The organism is Oerskovia douganii, assembly GCF_015142735.1.
GTDB classification, from domain to species: domain Bacteria; phylum Actinomycetota; class Actinomycetes; order Actinomycetales; family Cellulomonadaceae; genus Oerskovia; species Oerskovia douganii.
In genome coordinates, this window is the sequence record NZ_JACSPN010000044.1 from 1 (window position 1) to 16,223 (window position 16,223).

Here is a 16,223-nt window from a genome sequence, read left to right on the forward strand (position 1 = left end):
GCCTTCAACTCCCCAGAAACCACGATCCCCACAACTCCCTGAAACTCAAGGTGTTGCGGGGATCGCTAGAACCCGCCAGACCGCCCGGGCGCTGCGTCGTGAACGACCTACCTCGAGTGCTTGCTGCCGCTCAGCGCGTCGATCGCGCTGCGCATGCGGCGCGCCCCGACCGCGAGCTGCACGTCGCGGTACTGGTTCGCGCGGTGGATCTGACCCTTGAGGTCCGAGCCCGACGGGCGGTGGCGCAGGTCGCACGGCACCTCGACCGCGACGTACCCCTTGCGGAGCAGGTCGATCGTCAGCCCCGTCTCCACGCCCCAGCCGCGCGCGAGCGGCGTCGCGGCCTCGAACGCCTCACGCGTGAGGCAGCGCATGCCGGACAACGGCTGCGTGGGCGTCCACCCCGTCATCGACTGGATCGCGCGACGCGCCGCCCCCACGACGATCCCGCGGCCGCCCGCACCGGGCTGCGGCGGGAGCAGGGCGATCGACATGTCCGCGGCACCGTTCAGCACCGGGTCCACGAGCGGCGCCGTGTTGACCGCGGTCTCCCCCAGGTCGCCGTCGATGAACAGCAGGAGGCGAGCGGGGCGGTCCGCGACGTCACGCATCGCGACCACCGCGGCGCCCGTCTCCATGGCCGCCGCCTTGCCGCGGTTGTGCGAGTGCCGCACGACGACGGCCCCCGCCTCGCGCGCGACGTGCTGGGTGCTGTCCTCGCTGCCGTCGTCGACCACCAGGACGAGGTCCACGTGCGGGATCGCCTTGGCTGCCCGCACCGTCGCCGCGATGCGGCGCGCCTCGTCCTTGGCGGGGATGATCACCGCGACCCGCTGCTTCTGCTTGCCACCCCCAGGGAGCAGCGCAGGACGCGGGGTCTTGGCCACCGGGAGCGCGTGCGTCCCGTTCGCGGGGACACCGACGGCCTCGCCGGTGGTTCCGGTGGTGGGGTTCTTTCCTGACTCGGTCGACCGATGGTCCGCGTTCACGCCGTCCAGCCTAGTAGTGCAAAGAGTTTCCCGCAGTTTGCCACACACATGGTGGCAAAGTCACGACAGTCCCCCCGGGAACGGTGTTCTCGGGTTCTTGACGAGGTATTGCCCCCTGCTCAGAACCTCGGCGTCGGCGCGTCCGACCTCAGCGCAGCGTCACCTGACGCGACACGATGCCCGCGCGCGCTCGTCGCTCGTTCGCGTCGAGCGGCTCCGTGACCGCGAGCGCCGCGTCCAGCTTCGCCTTGAGCTCCTGGACGGGCTCCTCCAGGTCCGCCGCCTGCGTGCCCCGCGGCAGCTCCCACACCGGCACCAGCAGGCCGCTCGACCGGAACGCCCCGACGAACTTGCCGCCGCCCAGACCCGACTCGCGCTTCGCGTGCAGGCGCGAGATCGCGTCGATCAGGTCCTCCTCGGCCACGGGCCACGCCCAGCGCAGGAACTCCCGGCTCATCGAGCACCAGTACGCCGACTCGACCGACTCGAGCTTGACCGTCGGGACGATCGACTCCGACGCCTGCTCGAGCGACGCCTTCAGGTCCGGCGTGACGTCCGTCGTCGGGTCGAGCCAGAACGAGAAGTCGTCGTGGACCGTGACCTCGAACGGCACCGACAGGTCCAGGACGTCCTGCAGACGCGGGCCCGGGCCGGGCAGCTCGCCCAGCTCGACCGACGTCCCCGGCTCGGCCTCGATGGCCTCCAGGAGCGCCGCCGCGAGGTCACGGCTCGTGTCCCCCGAGCCCGCGATCGTCTGGAGCGCCAGGAGGATCTTGCCGTCCTGACGGTGCAGCGCGGCCCACCCGGCCGGCAGGACCGTCACCACGAGGACGTCGCGCGCGCCGAACTCCTCGGTGGTGCGGGCGGGTGCCGAGGCCGACGGGACGACCTCCCGCAGGGCGACCCAGTCGGTCTCGCCGGGGAGGCCCTCGAAGGGGCGCAGCACGAAGTCGGGCGTCGAGTTCTTGGCCATGGGGGAAGTGTAGTGGGAGCGGATGAGGGGGCGGTGCGGGGTCCGGCGGACCCGCTACCGCTCGATCGGCAGCCCGCGCTGCGCCCACGCGGCCATGCCGCCGTCGAGGTTGGTCGCGTCGAAGTCGCCCTGGTTGAGCCAGGCGGCGGCGCGCGCCGAGCGGCCGCCCGAGTGGCAGATCACGAGGATCGGGACGTCGGGGTCCAGCTCTCCCCAGCGGACGGGGAGCTCGCCGAGGGGGATGTGGACGGCGTCGGGCGCGTGGCCCGCGTCCCACTCGTCCTGCTCGCGCACGTCGAGGAGCACGACGCCCTCGGGGACGGGGCGCTCGGCGTCGAGCTCGGACACGTCGGTCGTGGGTACCTGGGGCGGGAACATGGTGACCAGCCTACGTTTCTGACGCGACGTCGTCGGGCCGGTCCGCGGACCAGGCGGTCGTGGTCGAGAATCCGGCCCGGACGAATCGCGACCGCCTGCTCGGCACCGACACCCCCACCAGTGGCAGGATCGGTCCATGGACCCACGCGCCGGTACGCCCGCCCAGCCCCAGGACCTCATCGACGTGGACGCCGTGGTCGGCGCCTACTACGACCTCTCCCCCGACGTCGACGACCCCGCGCAGAAGGTGGTGTTCGGGACGTCGGGCCACCGCGGGTCGAGCCTGGACCACGCGTTCAACGAGGGGCACATCATCGCGATCACCGCGGCGATCGTGGAGTACCGGCGCTCGCAGGGCACCGACGGTCCCCTGTTCATCGGCCGCGACACGCACGCGCTGTCGCTCCCTGCCTGGCAGACGGCCCTCGAGGTCCTGGCCGCGGCGGGCGTCCAGACGTACATCGACGCGCGCGACTCGTTCACTCCGACCCCGGCCGTGTCCCAGTCGATCCTGCTGCACAACGGAGCGGCCACCGAGGAAGGGGTCCGCACGAGCGGCCCGGGGCTCGCGGACGGCATCGTCGTGACGCCGTCGCACAACCCGCCCCGCGACGGCGGGTTCAAGTACAACCCGCCGCACGGCGGCCCCGCCGACTCCGAGGCGACGGGCTGGATCGCGGACCGCGCGAACGAGATCCTGCGCTCGGGGGCCGGCCAGGTCCGTCGCCTCCCGCTGGACCGGGCGCTGACCGCCGGCACGACGCACCGCCACGACTTCCTCACGGCGTACGTCGACGACCTGGCGAACGTGCTCGACCTCGAGGCCGTCCGTGACGCGGGCGTCTCGATCGGCGCCGACCCCCTGGGTGGGGCGTCGGTCGAGTACTGGGGCGAGATCGGGGAGCGCTACGGGCTGGACCTGACGGTCGTGAACCCGCAGGTGGACCCGCGCTGGGGCTTCATGACCCTGGACTGGGACGGCAAGATCCGCATGGACTGCTCGTCGCCGTACGCCATGGCCTCGCTCGTGCAGAAGATGACCGACCCCGACGCGACCTCGACGTTCGACATCGCGACGGGCAACGACGCGGACTCCGACCGCCACGGGATCGTGACCCCGGACGCGGGCCTCATGAACCCCAACCACTACCTCGCGGTCGCGATCGACTACCTGTACGGCGGCGCGCGCCCGGGGTGGCGGGACGACGCCGCGATCGGCAAGACCCTCGTGTCCTCCTCGCTCATCGACCGGGTCGGCGCGGGCCTGGGCCGTCGCGTCGACGAGGTGCCGGTCGGCTTCAAGTGGTTCGTGCCCGGGCTGCTCGACGGCTCGGTGGGCTTCGGCGGCGAGGAGTCCGCGGGGGCGTCGTTCCTGCGGAAGAACGGCGGCGTGTGGACCACGGACAAGGACGGCCTGCTGCTCGCGCTGCTCGCCTCCGAGATCCTCGCGACCACGGGCAAGACCCCGTCGCAGCACCACGCCCGGCTCGTCGAGCAGTACGGCGAGTCCTGGTACGCCCGCGTCGACGCGCCGGCCTCGCTCGAGGAGAAGTCTGCCCTCGCGAAGCTGAGCCCCGAGCAGGTCACGTCGACGACGCTCGCGGGCGAGGAGATCACCGCGAAGCTCACGAAGGCCCCGGGCAACGGCGCGGCGATCGGCGGTCTCAAGGTCACGACGGAGAACGCGTGGTTCGCGGCACGCCCCTCTGGCACGGAGAACGTGTACAAGATCTACGCCGAGTCGTTCGTCTCGGCCGAGCACCTGGCGCAGGTGCAGGACGAGGCCAAGCAGGTCGTCTCGGACGCCCTGGGCGGCTGACGCCGAGCCGCCGCTCGGCCGCCGCTCGGCCGCCGCTCGGCCGCCGCTCGGCCGCCGAGAACGGGGTTGAGGTCGCCATCGAGCTGATGGCGACCTCAACCCCGTTCTCGGCACCTGGGCCCGGCGGGTACCTGCCCCCCCCCGACCACCTGGGCAGGCCCGGCGGGTACCTGGGCAGCCCGACGGGCCCTGCGACTCAGTGCGCGAGCAGGTCCTGGTACTCCTCGTGGAGCTGCACGAACGCCCGGACGAACGGGCACAGCGGCACGACCTTCTGGCCCGACGCCCGCACCTGGTCGAGCGCACCGCGCGCGAGCGTCGACCCGACGCCGTGGCCCGCGTAGGCGTCGTCGACCTCGGTGTGCGTGAACACGACCTGGCCGGGTTGCCGCACGTAGGCGGCGAAGCCCGCGACCTCCCCGTCGGTCGTGCGCGCCTCGAACCGCTCCTCGGCCGTGTTGTCGACGACCGCGATCTCGATCTCCTGCGTCTGCTCGCTCACCCGTTCATCATGAGGGCCGACATCGGTTCGCGCGCGCCCGGTCGAGCGGTGACACTCGGAGGGGGCTCGCGGGCGGTCGGTCGCGGGCCGGGAGGGGTGCGCGCGAGTGTGCCCAGGAGGCGTTCGGGAGACCGGCACCGGATGGGAGAATGAGACGGTGGTACAAGACCCCCCTCGCACTGCGGCAGACGACTCCCGCAACCCCTACCGTGTCGTCCTCAGCAAGCCGGGGGCGCTGAACTTCTCGGCCGCCGCGGTCGTGGCGAGGCTCCCCATGTCCATGGTCGGCATCGGGATCGTCCTGATGATCCAGGGCATCTACGACTCCTACGCCCTCGCCGGACGCGTGTCCGCGGCCTACGTGATCGCGCAGGCCATCGCCTCGCCGCAGATCGCACGGTACGTCGACCGCGTCGGGCAGGCCAAGGTCATGCGGCCGCTGCTGGTCGTGAGCACCGCAGGCCTCGTCGGCCTCATCCTCGCCGCGGTCAACCAGGCACCCGACATCTGGCTGTATGCGACGGCCGTCGTCGCGGGCGCGAGCATCGGGTCCTACGGCTCGATGGTCCGCGCGCGCTGGAGCCACGTCGTCACCGACTCGCGCCAGCTCCACACGGCCTACTCCCTGGAGTCCGCTCTCGACGAGCTCGTGTTCGTCGTGGGCCCCGTCCTCGCGACCCTGCTCGCGACCGAGGTCACCGACTCCGCGGGCATCATCGTCCCGGCGATCGCCGCGGTCGTGGGCGGCGTCTGGTTCCTCTCGCAGCGCCGCACCGAACCCCCCGTGATCGCAGCCGTCCCGGGCGTCAAGCACCGGTCGGCGATGCGGTCGCCCGGGATGGTCGTCCTCGCCGTGGTGTTCGTCGCGATGGGCTTCATCTTCGGCGCGACCGACGTCTCGACCATCGCGTTCGCCGAGGAGCAGGGGTCCAAGTCGGCGTCGGGCCTGATCCTCGCGGTGTTCGCGATGGGCTCGCTCATCTCGGGCCTCGCGTACGGGGCACGGCACTGGGTCTCGCCCCTGTGGAAGCGGTTCGCGATCGGCATGGTCGCCCTCGCCCTGGGCGTCTCGCTGTTCTTCGTGGTCACGTCGCTGCCCATGCTGGCCGTCGTCATGTTCGTCACGGGCTTCACCATCGCCCCGACACTCATCAACGGCAACGCCCTGGTCCAGAACCTGGTGACGCCGCACCAGCTCACCGAGGGGCTCGCGTGGGTCGGGACGTCGCTGGGCGTGGGGGTGTCGTTCGGGGCGTCGATCGCTGGCTCGCGCATCGACGCCGCGGGCGCGCACGCGGGCTTCCAGGTCGTGATGATCGCCGGGGGCCTCGCGGTGGTCGCCGTCCTCGGGTCGCTGCGGGTCCTGCGCCGCGGCGCCCCCCGCGAGGAGGCCGTGGACGAGGCGTAGCGCCCTCCCGCGCCCCCCTGCCCGACGACGCCACCCCGGTGGGCGGGCCCCTCGCCGGGGCGTGACGCGCCCGGGCCGGTCGGCGTCGGGCCCCTCTCGTGTGACGCGGACCTGACACCCGGACGTGACGCGCGGAACGGCCCCAGCGGCTGCGCCGTCCGACGTTCCGGCGCACGATGGAAGAGTCCCCAACCCTTTCGTGCGGAGGTTTCCCATGGCTCTCGGACTCGGTCGTCCCCAGGACAAGCGGAACAGGACGGTCGCCGATCTGCTCGTCGCGCAGCTCATCGAGGCGGGGGTCGAGCGGATCTACGGGATCGTGGGCGACAGCCTCAACCCCGTGGTCGACGCGGTCCGCCGCAGCCAGAAGGGGAAGGGCAAGGGCATCGAGTGGGTGCACGTGCGCCACGAGGAGTCCGCGGCGTTCGCCGCCGCGGCCGAGGCCGAGATCACGGGCAAGCTCGCGGTGTGCGCGGGCTCGTGCGGGCCCGGCAACCTGCACCTCATCAACGGCCTCTACGACGCGAACCGCTCCAAGGTGCCCGTCCTCGCGATCGCGAGCCACATCCCGAGCGCACAGATCGGGACGGGCTTCTTCCAGGAGACGCACCCCGACCGCCTCTTCACCGAGTGCTCGGTGTACTCCGAGATGATCTCCTCGGCCACGCAGGCGCCGCGTGTCATCAACTCCGCGATCCACCACGCGTACGGCGCCCCGGGCGTCTCTGTCCTGACCATCCCGGGCGACGTCGCGGACCTCGACGCCGCAGCCGAGGTCATCGACGTCGCGGTGCACCCGGCCAAGCCGCGGATCATCCCCGACGCGGACGCGCTCCGGAACCTGGCCGATGCCATCAACAAGGCCAAGAAGGTCACGATCTTCGCGGGCGTCGGGACACGCGGCGCGCACGACGACGTGATCGCGCTCGCCGACAAGATCGCCGCCCCCGTCGGTCACTCGCTGCGCGGCAAGGAGTGGATCCAGTACGACAACCCGTTCGACGTCGGGATGAGCGGCCTGCTCGGCTACGGCGCCGCGCACGACGCCATGCAGGAGGCGGACCTCCTGCTCCTGCTGGGCACCGACTTCCCCTACGACCAGTTCCTGCCCGAGTCCGTGCGGACCGCGCAGGTCGACATCGACCCCACGCACCTGGGTCGCCGGACCCGGCTCGACGTCGCCGTCGTGGGCGACGTGGGCGAGACCGTGCGGCTCCTGCTGCCGCTCGTGAACACGGCCAAGAACCGCTCGTTCCTCGACTCCATGGTCAAGAAGCACGAACGGTCGATGACGGGCGTGGTCGGTGCGTACACCAAGGACGTCGAGAAGCACACGCCCATCCACCCCGAGTACGTCGCGGACCTCCTCGACCAGGAGGCTGCCGACGACGCGGTCTTCACCGTGGACACGGGCATGTGCAACGTGTGGGCCGCCCGGTACATCAGCCCCAACGGCAAGCGCCGCGTGATCGGGTCGTTCCTGCACGGGTCCATGGCGAACGCGGTGCCGCACGCGATCGGCGTCGCGGCCGCCCAGCCGGACCGGCAGGTCGTCGCGATGGCGGGAGACGGCGGGCTGTCGATGCTGCTGGGCGAGCTCATCACCATCAAGGCCTACGAGCTGCCCGTGAAGATCGTCCTGTTCGACAACGCCAGCCTGGGGATGGTGCGCCTCGAGATGCTCGTCGACGGGCTGCCCATGTTCGGCACCGAGTCGCCGCACATCGACTACGCGGCGGTCGCGAACGCGATCGGGATCCCGTCGGTGCGGGTCGAGCGGGCCAAGGACGTGCGTGGCGCGCTGCGCGGGGCCCTGTCCCGCCCGGGGCCTGCGCTGGTCGACGTCGTGACCGACCCGCGCGCGCTGTCCCTGCCCCCGACCATCACGGCCGGGCAGGTGCGAGGCTTCGCGGTCGCGATGAGCAAGGAGGTCCTGGGCGGCGGCATGGGAGAGGTCGTGTCGATGGCCCGGGCGAACCTGCGGAACGTGCCGCGACCCTAGGGGTGGTCGGGAGAGCCGGAGGCGACGCGGGCCGCGGTCACGCCGGGTCGGTCGGCGGGCTCGGCAGGGGGGCGCCGTCGCGCACGGATCGCAGGTCGGCCACGACGGCGTCCACCTCGCGCTGGCGCGCTCCCCGCCACCGGGTCCCGTTCCCACCGGCCGGCACGATCGGGAGCGCGACGCCGTCCAGGGCGTGCACCCGGACGGCCGGCTGAGCACCCCGCGGACCGGGAGTGGGGGGACCAGCGGTGATGGCAGCCACCTGGGTCCACGGGAGGGCGAGCAGGGGCCGAGCAGCACCCGCCGTCCACAGCTCGACACCTCTGCCGTCCGCTGCGAGGGCAGCTCCGAACAGCGACGCCCGTCTCATGCCCGGTACCCACCGGCCGGCCGCGACCAGCGCGCCAGGCAGCTCGTCAGGGACGTGCGCGACGACGATCCGCGCACCGGGTCGATTCGCTCGCACGGTCGAGATCAGGCGGAGCCGACGGCGCCGCACGACGAGCCCGAACCCCGTCACGCCCGCGACGACCAGCGCGACAGCCAGCACGACCGCCCACGGCCCCACGGCGTCGGGCGCCAGGAATGCACGCCAGACCAGCAGCGCGACGAACGTGGCGGCCCCCACCGACTGGAGGACCAGGCCGAGCCGGGCCCGTGAGCCGGCGGTCTCCTGAGGACCGCCCGTCACGACGCCGACCTCGCCGGATCCCGCGGCAGCTCGCTCGGGCAGTCGAGCACCAAGAACTCCTCACCCGCCGTCAGCACGCACTCCTCGTCACGCCCGTCCGGGAAGGTCGCCGTCATGCCGATCTGGCTTCCACGGAAGGGGAAGGCTTGGCTCGTCCGCAGCACCACCCCGTACGCGTCCTCGAGATCGTCGAGAACCCCCTCTTCGAACGCCTTGTACTCGTCCCACAATGCGTCGTTCGTGCGCTCCAACCGCGCCTTGACCACCTGCTCCGTGATCCACGCACCACCCAGACCACCGACCAGCAGCACCAGACCCACGACCAACGGAGCCACCAACAACCCACCACCCCGACGACCCCACGACCGCGCCGCGAACACCGCATACACCCAGACGAACACACCCAAGATCCCCGCACCGAAGAACACCCACCCCAACGGCGTCGTCTCATACCCCGACGGAAACTCCGGATACTCCACCACCGGAACCATCAGGTGCCAACGCCTGGCGTGGGCCACTCGTCGTGGTTGGACGCCTCGTCGTCGCCGGGCGCTGAATCTCCGTCCTCGGCCCCGGGCTCGCTGTACCCCACGGAGGCGACCAGCACGTCGAAGAGATCGAGCATCGCGTCCCGGAACCGGACGAGCGGGGTACTGAAGGCCAGGTGGTAACGGCCGAGCCCGTCGTCGGGGTCGAGCCAGTAGCGGACGCTGAGCTGGTCGATCGTCTCGGCACCGAGTGCCTCTGGCCCTCGCCCCACCGAGACTGCGCGCACGACCTGACCCAGAGGGCCTTCAGCGAGCTCGACCTCGGTGCTCACGTCCTCGGACCGGATCAGCTCGGCAAGAGCGATCAGCGTGTCGCCGGACCCGGCGGCCGGGCCGGTCGGCGCCGGGAGCCTGAACGTCGTGACGGACGCCGGCAGGGGGACGTCGGCCACACGGAGCAGCGAGAAGGCCATGATCCCTCCGCCCGATCGGGCCGCCGCAAGCGTCACCGCGTCCAGCTCGCGTCGTGCATCGAGGGCCAGCGGCGTCGGCGAGTCGGTACGTCCGAACTGACGCTGGACGAGAGCCTGGACCGAGCGGCGTCGCGCCCTCTCGTCCTGGAGGTGAACGACCCACCAGTCGCTCGGCAGGAGCAGGCCCAGCTCCCCCGTCCGGCGGACCTGGCTCGTGTCGGGTGCTGTCATTCGCCGATCTCGACCGTCAGGGACTCGCCGATGTCGATCGCTTCCTTGCTGAGCGCCACGAAGGCCCCTGGCAGATGGGTCACGTACTCGAAACGCATCAGATCGGAGGTACCTCGGGGAAAGATCGTCTGAGAGATGCAGGAGCGGACCTGGCCGTCCTGATCTCCTCGCACCTCGACCTGGACTACGGCGGGTCCGCTGCTGACCTCGCCCGCAGCCGTCGAGTAGTCGAAGACCCGGGTGCCCCGGACCTTCTCCGGCCGTCGGATCTTGCGCATCAACCGCTGGGGAGTGAGGTTCAGGTCCGGGTCGACCGTCAGCAGCCCGAGCGAGAACTGCGCGACGGGCGGGCCCAGTGGGTCGAGCATCCACAGGCCCCCCGCGAGGAGCGACTGGTCGATCAGCTCCTTCTCGAGCGCCCGCACTGCGTCGAGGCGATGCGCAACGACCTCGTCCGGCCCCTCGAGCTGTGCCATCGCCTCTTCCGCCAGCGTCCCGCAGCCCGTGCGCCAACCGATCCACTCGGCAGGAGCGGTGGTATCGAAATCGACGATCCTCGGCACGTCAGACCTCTCAGTTCAGGTTCAGGACGCTTTGAGGAGCGCCCGGGGTGGGAGTCATGACCTTGTCGTCGACGAGCTTGACGGACGACACCATGGTGTTCCCAGCGGCGGTCGCGGCGTTGCCGATCGTGAAGTTCGCTGCGACGCCACCGTAGCGGATCGCACTCTGCAGCTCGTCATAGCTTGAGACGAGGGCTGACGCAGTGGCAGGGGTCGCGCCGGCCGGGACGACGTTCCTGAGCAGGCTGGGATCGGCCAGCCCCACGGAGGCCAGCCCTCGGCCCTCCGCTCCGAACCCGACGAGAGCGAGGAACTTGCCCTGGGCCCCTGGCACCTCGACGACGGCCTCGCGGAACGTGGACCAGTTGAGCGACCTGAACTGCCGAAAGCCCTGCAGCTCGCTCAACGTGTCGCGCCCGATCGCACGCAGGCTCAACGCCTCCGAGGCGACCTGGCGCAGAGAGCGAGCCGCAGCGACCTCGCCCGCGACCCGCTGTGTCGCTCGCATCCCCCAGCGCGACATCCCCAGGTCGTTGAGCAGGCGCCGAGCTCCGAGCCGGACGCCCGCCGGACCGGAGGCTGCACGGAAGACCTGGTCGGCTCGGACACGGGCGGCGGCCTGCACTCCACGCGACCCGACCTTGAGGCTCGTGCCCACGACACGGCCCACGCCGAACGTCACGAGGCCGAGGACCCCCATGACCACGTTGCCCCACCCAGCATCCCCGTGGCTGGCCAGGAACACGTCAGCGACGAGCGCGACCGCCCCGGCGATCAGTGCCACCGCAGCAAGCGCCGCCCCCAGACCGGGGACCCAGGCGAGCACCAACGCCAGCACCCCGGCCACCGCGGCGACTATCGAGGCCACGTCGCTGATCGCCTGCATCATGTCCGCGCCCCAGTTCTCCCACCACCCGTCCTTGATCCCGTCCTCGGAGATGACCTTGCTGATCGTCTCCTCGGCGCGCGACGCCGCGGCGTCGCGGCGCCCCCCCGACGCACCGCGTCGGCAAGGTCCGACGCCGCCGTGGCGAGCCGTCCCTCGGCGACCTGGGCGGCGTACTCGGCCTCGTCGGCACGCATCTGCGCGTGCGGCGCGCTCGACGGGTCCTGCTCGAGGTAGATCGCCTGGGTCCGTCGCTGGGTCTCGCTCGCCTCGTGGGCGGCCCTGGCACGCACGAGCGCGTCGTCCGCGTCGGCCTGCGCGCCGCGGAGCGCCACCTGGTACTCGATCAGCGCGTCGCCGGTCTCCTGGTAGCGGGTCCGGACCTTGGAGATCTCCTCGGCGATCTCCTTGGCCTTCGTGCCGATCTCCTCGACCGCCTCGGAGGTCATGCCGTCCATGTCTGCAATGGCGAGGAGGTTCGCCCTCGCGTCGAGGATCGCCTGGGCCACCTCCCGGTACGCGATCCCCACGCTGTGGACCACGTCGGGGTCGCCTGGCACGGGGTCGGTGGAGGCGAGCGGGTACCAGTCGTACGGGCGTGACATCAGGACTCCCCCTTGAGCGCTGCGGCGAACTCCGTGTCGAGCTGCTCGAACGTGTCCCCGACTCCCGAGCACTGCTCGGCGAGGGCGCTGATGTGCTCGACCATCTTCTCGCGGCGGTCGTCCCAGTTGCTCTCGAACGACCGCAGGGCACCGGCCAGCCCTTCGTGCCCCACTGCGGCCGCTGCTCGTCCGGCGTTGTCGCCGGCACCGTGGAACTCGGTGGCGACGAGCCGGAGCTGGCGCCCGGCGTCGACGAGCACGTTCGTGTCGACCTGCAACCTGGCGCTCACGCTCTCCCCTTCGTCGGTTGCCGTGGGACACCTGTCGGTCGGGCCCTCACGCGCGGCGCCACGTTAGCAGCCGGGTCGGGGGCACTGACATGGGGAGTTGTCCCCGTCAGGGGTTCCGCACGGTGGGTCGAATCGATACGATCCCACCGTGCTCACCAAGATGACGGTCACCGACGACCAGCTCTCCCGCATCGTGTCCCCGCTCGGCGAGATCGCCGACGCAGCCCCCCTGGACGGCGGCATGTTCGCCTCGACCTTCCGGATCGACCTCACCGACGGCCGTCGGCTCGTCGTGAAGATCACGAGCGCCGACACGTCGCGCCTCCTGCGCTACGAGCACGGGATCCTCGGCACGGAGGAGGACGTCTACCGGCGCGTCGTGGACCGCCCCGACCTCCTCATGCCGCGCGTCGTCCACTCCGACTTCAGCCGCACCGTGCTCGACGGCGACATCCTGGTCGTCACGTTCCTCGACGGCGACGTGTGGAACACGCTGCCCCCGCTCGACGACGCCGCGATGGTTCGCGTGCGGCACGACCTCGGCGCGTTCATGGCCCGCCTGCACACCGTGACGGGGGAGGCGTTCGGGTACCCGGCTCCCGCGTCGGGGTTGAGCGCACCGACGTGGCCCCAGGCGTTCGACCTCATGGTCGATGCCCTCCTCGCGGACGCGGAGCGCTGGGGCGTCGACCTCCCCGCCGACGCGCTGCGGACCGTGGTCACGCGCCACCGCGACGCGCTCGCCGAGGTCACGGTCCCGCGGCTCGTCCACGCCGACCTGTGGCCAGGAAACCTGTTCCTCTCGGCTGAGGCGGCGTCCTCCGAGGAGGCGCCCGCGCTGCGTCTGAGCGGCGTGATCGACACCGAGCGGTGCCTGTGGGCCGACCCGCTGTACGAGCTCGCAGGTGCCGACCAGCTCGGCCTCGGCCCCGTCCCGCCTGCTCTCGCTGCGGGATACCGCGCGGCAGGGGGCCGCCTCCCGGTCTCCGAGCCGTGGTTCTCGTCGCCCGGACCGGGTGAATTCCTGCCCGAGGACGTCGCTCCCCCGGCGCGTGCCGCCGTCGGGCAGGTGCGGCCCGGGGCGAGCACGCTCGGGGCCGCTGACGTCCGCCTGCTCCTGTACCGCGCGTACATCTCGGCGGTGCTCGTGACGGAGGTCGTACCGCGCGACTACCAGGGCGAATGGGTCCAGGGATACCGCGACACGGCCGCCGCGAACCTCGCGGTGCTGCTCGACCAGCTCTCCCGCTGACCGCTGAACCCTTTGTCAGAACCAGCATGGTCCAGGGCCCACGCGGGTTCCGACACGAACGGGTCGCAGGGTGGGTGCGCCCTCTCGCGTCCCAGGGCACAGTTGAGTCACGCTAGAGTTCGGGCAAGTTCACGATCACGTCAAGTGTTCGGGCGCCGTGCTCGGCGACGCGACGTGACCGACCCTGGGGGGTATGCGGTGATCACGTTCGTCGTCGTCGGCATCGTCGGGCTCGTGCTCGTGCTGGTCTCGATGGTCCTCGGAGAGTTCATCGAGCTCGGGGACGGCGCAGTCTCCGGGACGTCCCTGGGCGTCGGGGCGATCGTGTTCGGTGCGACCGGAGCGCTAGTCGTCTCGAACGACCTGCCCGTCGCCCTGGCCTTCGTGGGCTCCGCGATCCTCGCCGTCCTGGCCGTCCTCCTCGTGGCCGTGCTCACCAAGAAGCTCCACGAGTCCGACGACGCCGCCCCCGTCTCCCTCGTCGGCGTCCAGGGGACCGCGACGAGCGACATCTCCCCCGCGACCGGCGAGGTCTCGCTCGACGCCGCACGCGAGCTCGAACGACGCCTCGCCTGGGCCGACGAGCCGATCCCCACGGGGGCCCGCGTCGTCGTGCTCGAGCAGTCCGGGACCCGCGTGCGCGTCCGGCGGTACTACCCCAACGACTGACGCGACCACCCGGGCCCTGTCTCAACCCGGAGCCCGGACGCACCACGGCACCACCGCACGACCCGCTCGCACGACCCGCCACCGAAAGGAGTCGCGCCGCAGGCGCGTACCGACATGCTCGAAGACCCCAACCTCGTCGGCATCATCGCCACGATCGCCCTCGTCATCGCGTTCTTCGCGATCATCACGTTCATCGCCAAGCGCATCCGCCGCGTCCCCCCGAACGAGGCCCTGATCATCGTCGGGCGCGGCGCAGGCCGCAAGGAGGCCGCGGGCTCGGGCCAGCGCGTCGTCACGGGCGGGCGCACGTTCGTGTGGCCCATCCTCCAGCAAGGCTTCTCCATCTCGCTCGAGCAGCGCCAGATCGGCATCACGGTCGAGGGCGTCGACAAGAACCGCATCAAGATCGCCATCAAGGCGTCGATCAACTTCAAGGTCCGGGGCGACGAGGAGGGCGTGCGTCGCGCGGCCCAGCGATTCCTGTCCCAGCAGGGCACGCTGACCGAGATCATCAAGGAGTCCCTCGAGGGCTCGCTGCGCTCGATCGTGGGCGACATGACGATCGAGCAGATCATCTCCGACCGCAAGGGCCTCTCCGACCGCGTCGTCGAGTCCACCAAGACGGACCTCTCGGAGCAGGGCCTGCAGGTCGACCTGCTCAACATCTCCGACATCTCGACGCCCGGCTCCGACTACCTCTCGAACCTGGGCCGCGCCGAGGCCGCCCGTGCCCGCCAGGTCGCCGAGGTCTCCGAGGCCGAGGCGCAGCGCGCGTCGGAGTTCGCCGCGATCGACGCCGCCGAGCAGATCGCCGAGCGCCAGAAGGCCCTCGACCTCAAGCGCGCCATCATCAAGGCCGAGACCGACAAGGCCAACGCGGAGGCCGAGGCCGCGGGTCAGCTCGCCCGCGCCGAGCAGGAGCGCCTGGTCGCGGTCGAGGAGCGAGAGGCCCTGGCCGAGCAGGCCCGCGTGACGCAGGAGCGCCTCGACATCGAGATCCGCAAGCCCGCCGAGGCCGCGGCCTACGCCGAGGTCCAGCGCGCCAACGCCCAGCGCGACTCGTCGAACGCGGCCACCGAGGCCGACGCGTACAAGCGCACCACGATCGCCGAGGCCAACAAGACCGCCGCGATCCAGGACGCCGAGGCGTCCGCCGAGGCCGTCCGCCGCGCCGGCGAGGCCGAGCGTGACCGCCAGGTCGCCCTGGCCGTCGGTATCAAGGCCGAGGGTGAGGCGCGAGCGTTCGCGGTCGAGGCCGAGGGCCGCGCGGAGGCCGTCGCGACCGACGCCAAGGCCGAGGCGCTCAAGAAGTACGGCGAGGCCGCCCTGGTCCAGGAGCTCATCGAACGCCTGCCGGAGATCGTCCGCGCCGCAGCCGAGCCCATCGGCAAGATCCAGGGCATGACGGTCATCTCGACCGACGGCGCGAGCGCCGTGACGAAGAACGTCGCTTCGGTCCTGGGCGAGGGGCAGCAGGTCATCAAGCAGCTCACCGGGGTCGACATCAACCAGCTCATCGCCGGGCTGGCCGGTGGGCACCTGACGGGGCAGTCCGCGTCGAACGGGACGGCCGCGTCCTCGAACTGACACCAGCTTGGCGCATTCGCGCCCGAGGCAGATCCATCCACGAGCCCGCCTCGGGCGCTGTGCCCGACGACGACAGGAGATCCTCGAAACCGAGCCGGACGGTCAATACCTGGATGACGGTCGGGAAATTCTTGAGAACCCGCGCTTCCAACCTGCGTCGTCCACCTGCTATCGTCTCGAACCGCACGAGCAAGGTCGCTCACATCCAGGGGGAAGAATGTTGAAAGAATCACGTCGTCGCGAGCGCGGGCGTCGGGTCGCGCACGCTCGGCCCTCTTTCTGGCCGCACTGGTGACGACCTTGGGGCCGCCGGGAGTTTCGCCCTCGGAAGCGGGACCATGAGGCGTTCTCACCAGGCGCGGTGATGTGATCGGCGCGACGGCGCGCTGACCTGCAGGTTCGTTCGGTCGTGAGTTT

17 protein-coding genes are annotated in these 16,223 nt (G+C 71.3%); 6 read left to right on the top strand and 11 right to left on the bottom strand.

Features of this window, described 5'->3' with window-relative positions:
- Window positions 1-107: 107 nt before the first annotated feature.
- The 3 genes from H9623_RS18820 to H9623_RS18830 all read right to left on the bottom strand — a co-directional run bounded on the left by H9623_RS18820 (window position 108) and on the right by H9623_RS18830 (window position 2,340).
- On the bottom strand, window positions 108-887 hold the full coding sequence (locus tag H9623_RS18820) for a glycosyltransferase family 2 protein (protein ID WP_193721545.1): 780 nt from the start codon (window positions 885-887) through the stop codon (window positions 108-110).
- A 250-nt stretch (window positions 888-1,137) separates the two neighbouring features.
- On the bottom strand, window positions 1,138-1,962 hold the full coding sequence (locus H9623_RS18825) for a DUF5926 family protein (protein ID WP_193721538.1): 825 nt from the start codon (window positions 1,960-1,962) through the stop codon (window positions 1,138-1,140).
- A gap of 54 nt (window positions 1,963-2,016) precedes the next feature.
- Window positions 2,017-2,340, bottom strand: a complete 324-nt coding sequence (locus H9623_RS18830) for a rhodanese-like domain-containing protein (RefSeq protein WP_193721539.1) — start codon at window positions 2,338-2,340, stop codon at window positions 2,017-2,019.
- 136 nt (window positions 2,341-2,476) lie between these two features.
- Between H9623_RS18830 and pgm the strand changes: the two genes are divergently transcribed.
- Entirely contained in the window at window positions 2,477-4,159 is a 1,683-nt protein-coding gene (gene pgm, locus H9623_RS18835; protein ID WP_193721540.1) for a phosphoglucomutase (alpha-D-glucose-1,6-bisphosphate-dependent), read from the top strand.
- 196 nt (window positions 4,160-4,355) lie between these two features.
- Here the strand turns inward: pgm and H9623_RS20130 are convergent, their stop codons facing one another.
- Entirely contained in the window at window positions 4,356-4,661 is a 306-nt protein-coding gene (locus H9623_RS20130) for a GNAT family N-acetyltransferase (protein WP_193721541.1), read from the bottom strand.
- Window positions 4,662-4,818: 157 nt separating this feature from the next.
- On the opposite strand from H9623_RS20130, the gene H9623_RS18845 reads away from it, so the two are divergent.
- Complete coding sequence (locus H9623_RS18845; protein ID WP_321575552.1) at window positions 4,819-6,069, top strand: MFS transporter; 1,251 nt, start codon at window positions 4,819-4,821, stop codon at window positions 6,067-6,069.
- A 214-nt stretch (window positions 6,070-6,283) separates the two neighbouring features.
- Window positions 6,284-8,071: a pyruvate dehydrogenase gene (locus tag H9623_RS18850; RefSeq protein ID WP_191804160.1), complete on the top strand. Its 1,788-nt coding sequence runs from the start codon at window positions 6,284-6,286 to the stop codon at window positions 8,069-8,071.
- Between the two features lie 37 nt (window positions 8,072-8,108).
- Here the strand turns inward: H9623_RS18850 and H9623_RS18855 are convergent, their stop codons facing one another.
- From H9623_RS18855 to H9623_RS18885, 7 genes are read right to left on the bottom strand one after another with little or no spacing between them, the layout of a single operon-like run.
- The gene (locus H9623_RS18855; RefSeq protein WP_191804162.1) at window positions 8,109-8,762 is read right to left on the bottom strand and encodes a hypothetical protein; all 654 of its coding nucleotides are present in this window, start codon (window positions 8,760-8,762) and stop codon (window positions 8,109-8,111) included.
- Entirely contained in the window at window positions 8,759-9,253 is a 495-nt protein-coding gene (locus H9623_RS18860; RefSeq protein ID WP_193721542.1) for a hypothetical protein, read from the bottom strand. Before H9623_RS18860 ends, H9623_RS18855 begins: the two co-directional genes overlap by 4 nt.
- The gene (locus tag H9623_RS18865; protein WP_191804166.1) at window positions 9,253-9,954 is read right to left on the bottom strand and encodes a hypothetical protein; all 702 of its coding nucleotides are present in this window, start codon (window positions 9,952-9,954) and stop codon (window positions 9,253-9,255) included. The genes H9623_RS18860 and H9623_RS18865 overlap by 1 nt, the downstream gene beginning before the upstream one ends.
- A complete protein-coding gene (locus H9623_RS18870) occupies window positions 9,951-10,517 on the bottom strand; it encodes a hypothetical protein (protein ID WP_191804168.1) in 567 nt (188 codons plus the stop codon). Before H9623_RS18870 ends, H9623_RS18865 begins: the two co-directional genes overlap by 4 nt.
- A 10-nt stretch (window positions 10,518-10,527) precedes the next feature.
- Window positions 10,528-11,406 carry a hypothetical protein gene (locus H9623_RS18875; RefSeq protein ID WP_193721543.1) on the bottom strand — a complete coding sequence of 293 codons (879 nt, stop codon included), beginning with the start codon at window positions 11,404-11,406 and terminating at the stop codon, window positions 10,528-10,530.
- On the bottom strand, window positions 11,403-12,008 hold the full coding sequence (locus H9623_RS18880) for a hypothetical protein (RefSeq protein WP_193721544.1): 606 nt from the start codon (window positions 12,006-12,008) through the stop codon (window positions 11,403-11,405). Before H9623_RS18880 ends, H9623_RS18875 begins: the two co-directional genes overlap by 4 nt.
- On the bottom strand, window positions 12,008-12,298 hold the full coding sequence (locus tag H9623_RS18885; RefSeq protein WP_191804174.1) for a hypothetical protein: 291 nt from the start codon (window positions 12,296-12,298) through the stop codon (window positions 12,008-12,010). Before H9623_RS18885 ends, H9623_RS18880 begins: the two co-directional genes overlap by 1 nt.
- Window positions 12,299-12,446: 148 nt before the next feature.
- Here H9623_RS18885 and H9623_RS18890 point away from each other — a divergent pair, with 148 nt between their 5' ends.
- The 3 genes from H9623_RS18890 (at window position 12,447) to H9623_RS18900 (ending at window position 15,806) form a co-directional block, all read left to right on the top strand.
- Window positions 12,447-13,550, top strand: a complete 1,104-nt coding sequence (locus H9623_RS18890; protein ID WP_191804176.1) for a phosphotransferase family protein — start codon at window positions 12,447-12,449, stop codon at window positions 13,548-13,550.
- A gap of 174 nt (window positions 13,551-13,724) precedes the next feature.
- Window positions 13,725-14,219 carry an NfeD family protein gene (locus H9623_RS18895; protein ID WP_318244556.1) on the top strand — a complete coding sequence of 165 codons (495 nt, stop codon included), beginning with the start codon at window positions 13,725-13,727 and terminating at the stop codon, window positions 14,217-14,219.
- Window positions 14,220-14,333: 114 nt separating this feature from the next.
- On the top strand, window positions 14,334-15,806 hold the full coding sequence (locus tag H9623_RS18900) for a flotillin family protein (protein WP_191804178.1): 1,473 nt from the start codon (window positions 14,334-14,336) through the stop codon (window positions 15,804-15,806).
- Window positions 15,807-16,223 lie beyond the last annotated feature (417 nt).

Excerpts from the sequence above, each read along its gene's own strand:
- H9623_RS18825 (WP_193721538.1), bottom strand. The coding sequence starts at position 1,962 with ATGGCCAAGAACTCGACGCCCGACTTCGTGCTGCGCCCCTTCGAGGGC.
- H9623_RS18830 (WP_193721539.1), bottom strand. The coding sequence starts at position 2,340 with ATGTTCCCGCCCCAGGTACCCACGACCGACGTGTCCGAGCTCGACGCC.
- pgm (WP_193721540.1), top strand. The coding sequence starts at position 2,477 with ATGGACCCACGCGCCGGTACGCCCGCCCAGCCCCAGGACCTCATCGAC.
- H9623_RS18850 (WP_191804160.1), top strand. The coding sequence starts at position 6,284 with ATGGCTCTCGGACTCGGTCGTCCCCAGGACAAGCGGAACAGGACGGTC.
- H9623_RS18860 (WP_193721542.1), bottom strand. The coding sequence starts at position 9,253 with ATGGTTCCGGTGGTGGAGTATCCGGAGTTTCCGTCGGGGTATGAGACG.
- H9623_RS18865 (WP_191804166.1), bottom strand. The coding sequence starts at position 9,954 with ATGACAGCACCCGACACGAGCCAGGTCCGCCGGACGGGGGAGCTGGGC.
- H9623_RS18875 (WP_193721543.1), bottom strand. The coding sequence starts at position 11,406 with ATGATGCAGGCGATCAGCGACGTGGCCTCGATAGTCGCCGCGGTGGCC.
- H9623_RS18880 (WP_193721544.1), bottom strand. The coding sequence starts at position 12,008 with ATGTCACGCCCGTACGACTGGTACCCGCTCGCCTCCACCGACCCCGTG.
- H9623_RS18900 (WP_191804178.1), top strand. The coding sequence starts at position 14,334 with ATGCTCGAAGACCCCAACCTCGTCGGCATCATCGCCACGATCGCCCTC.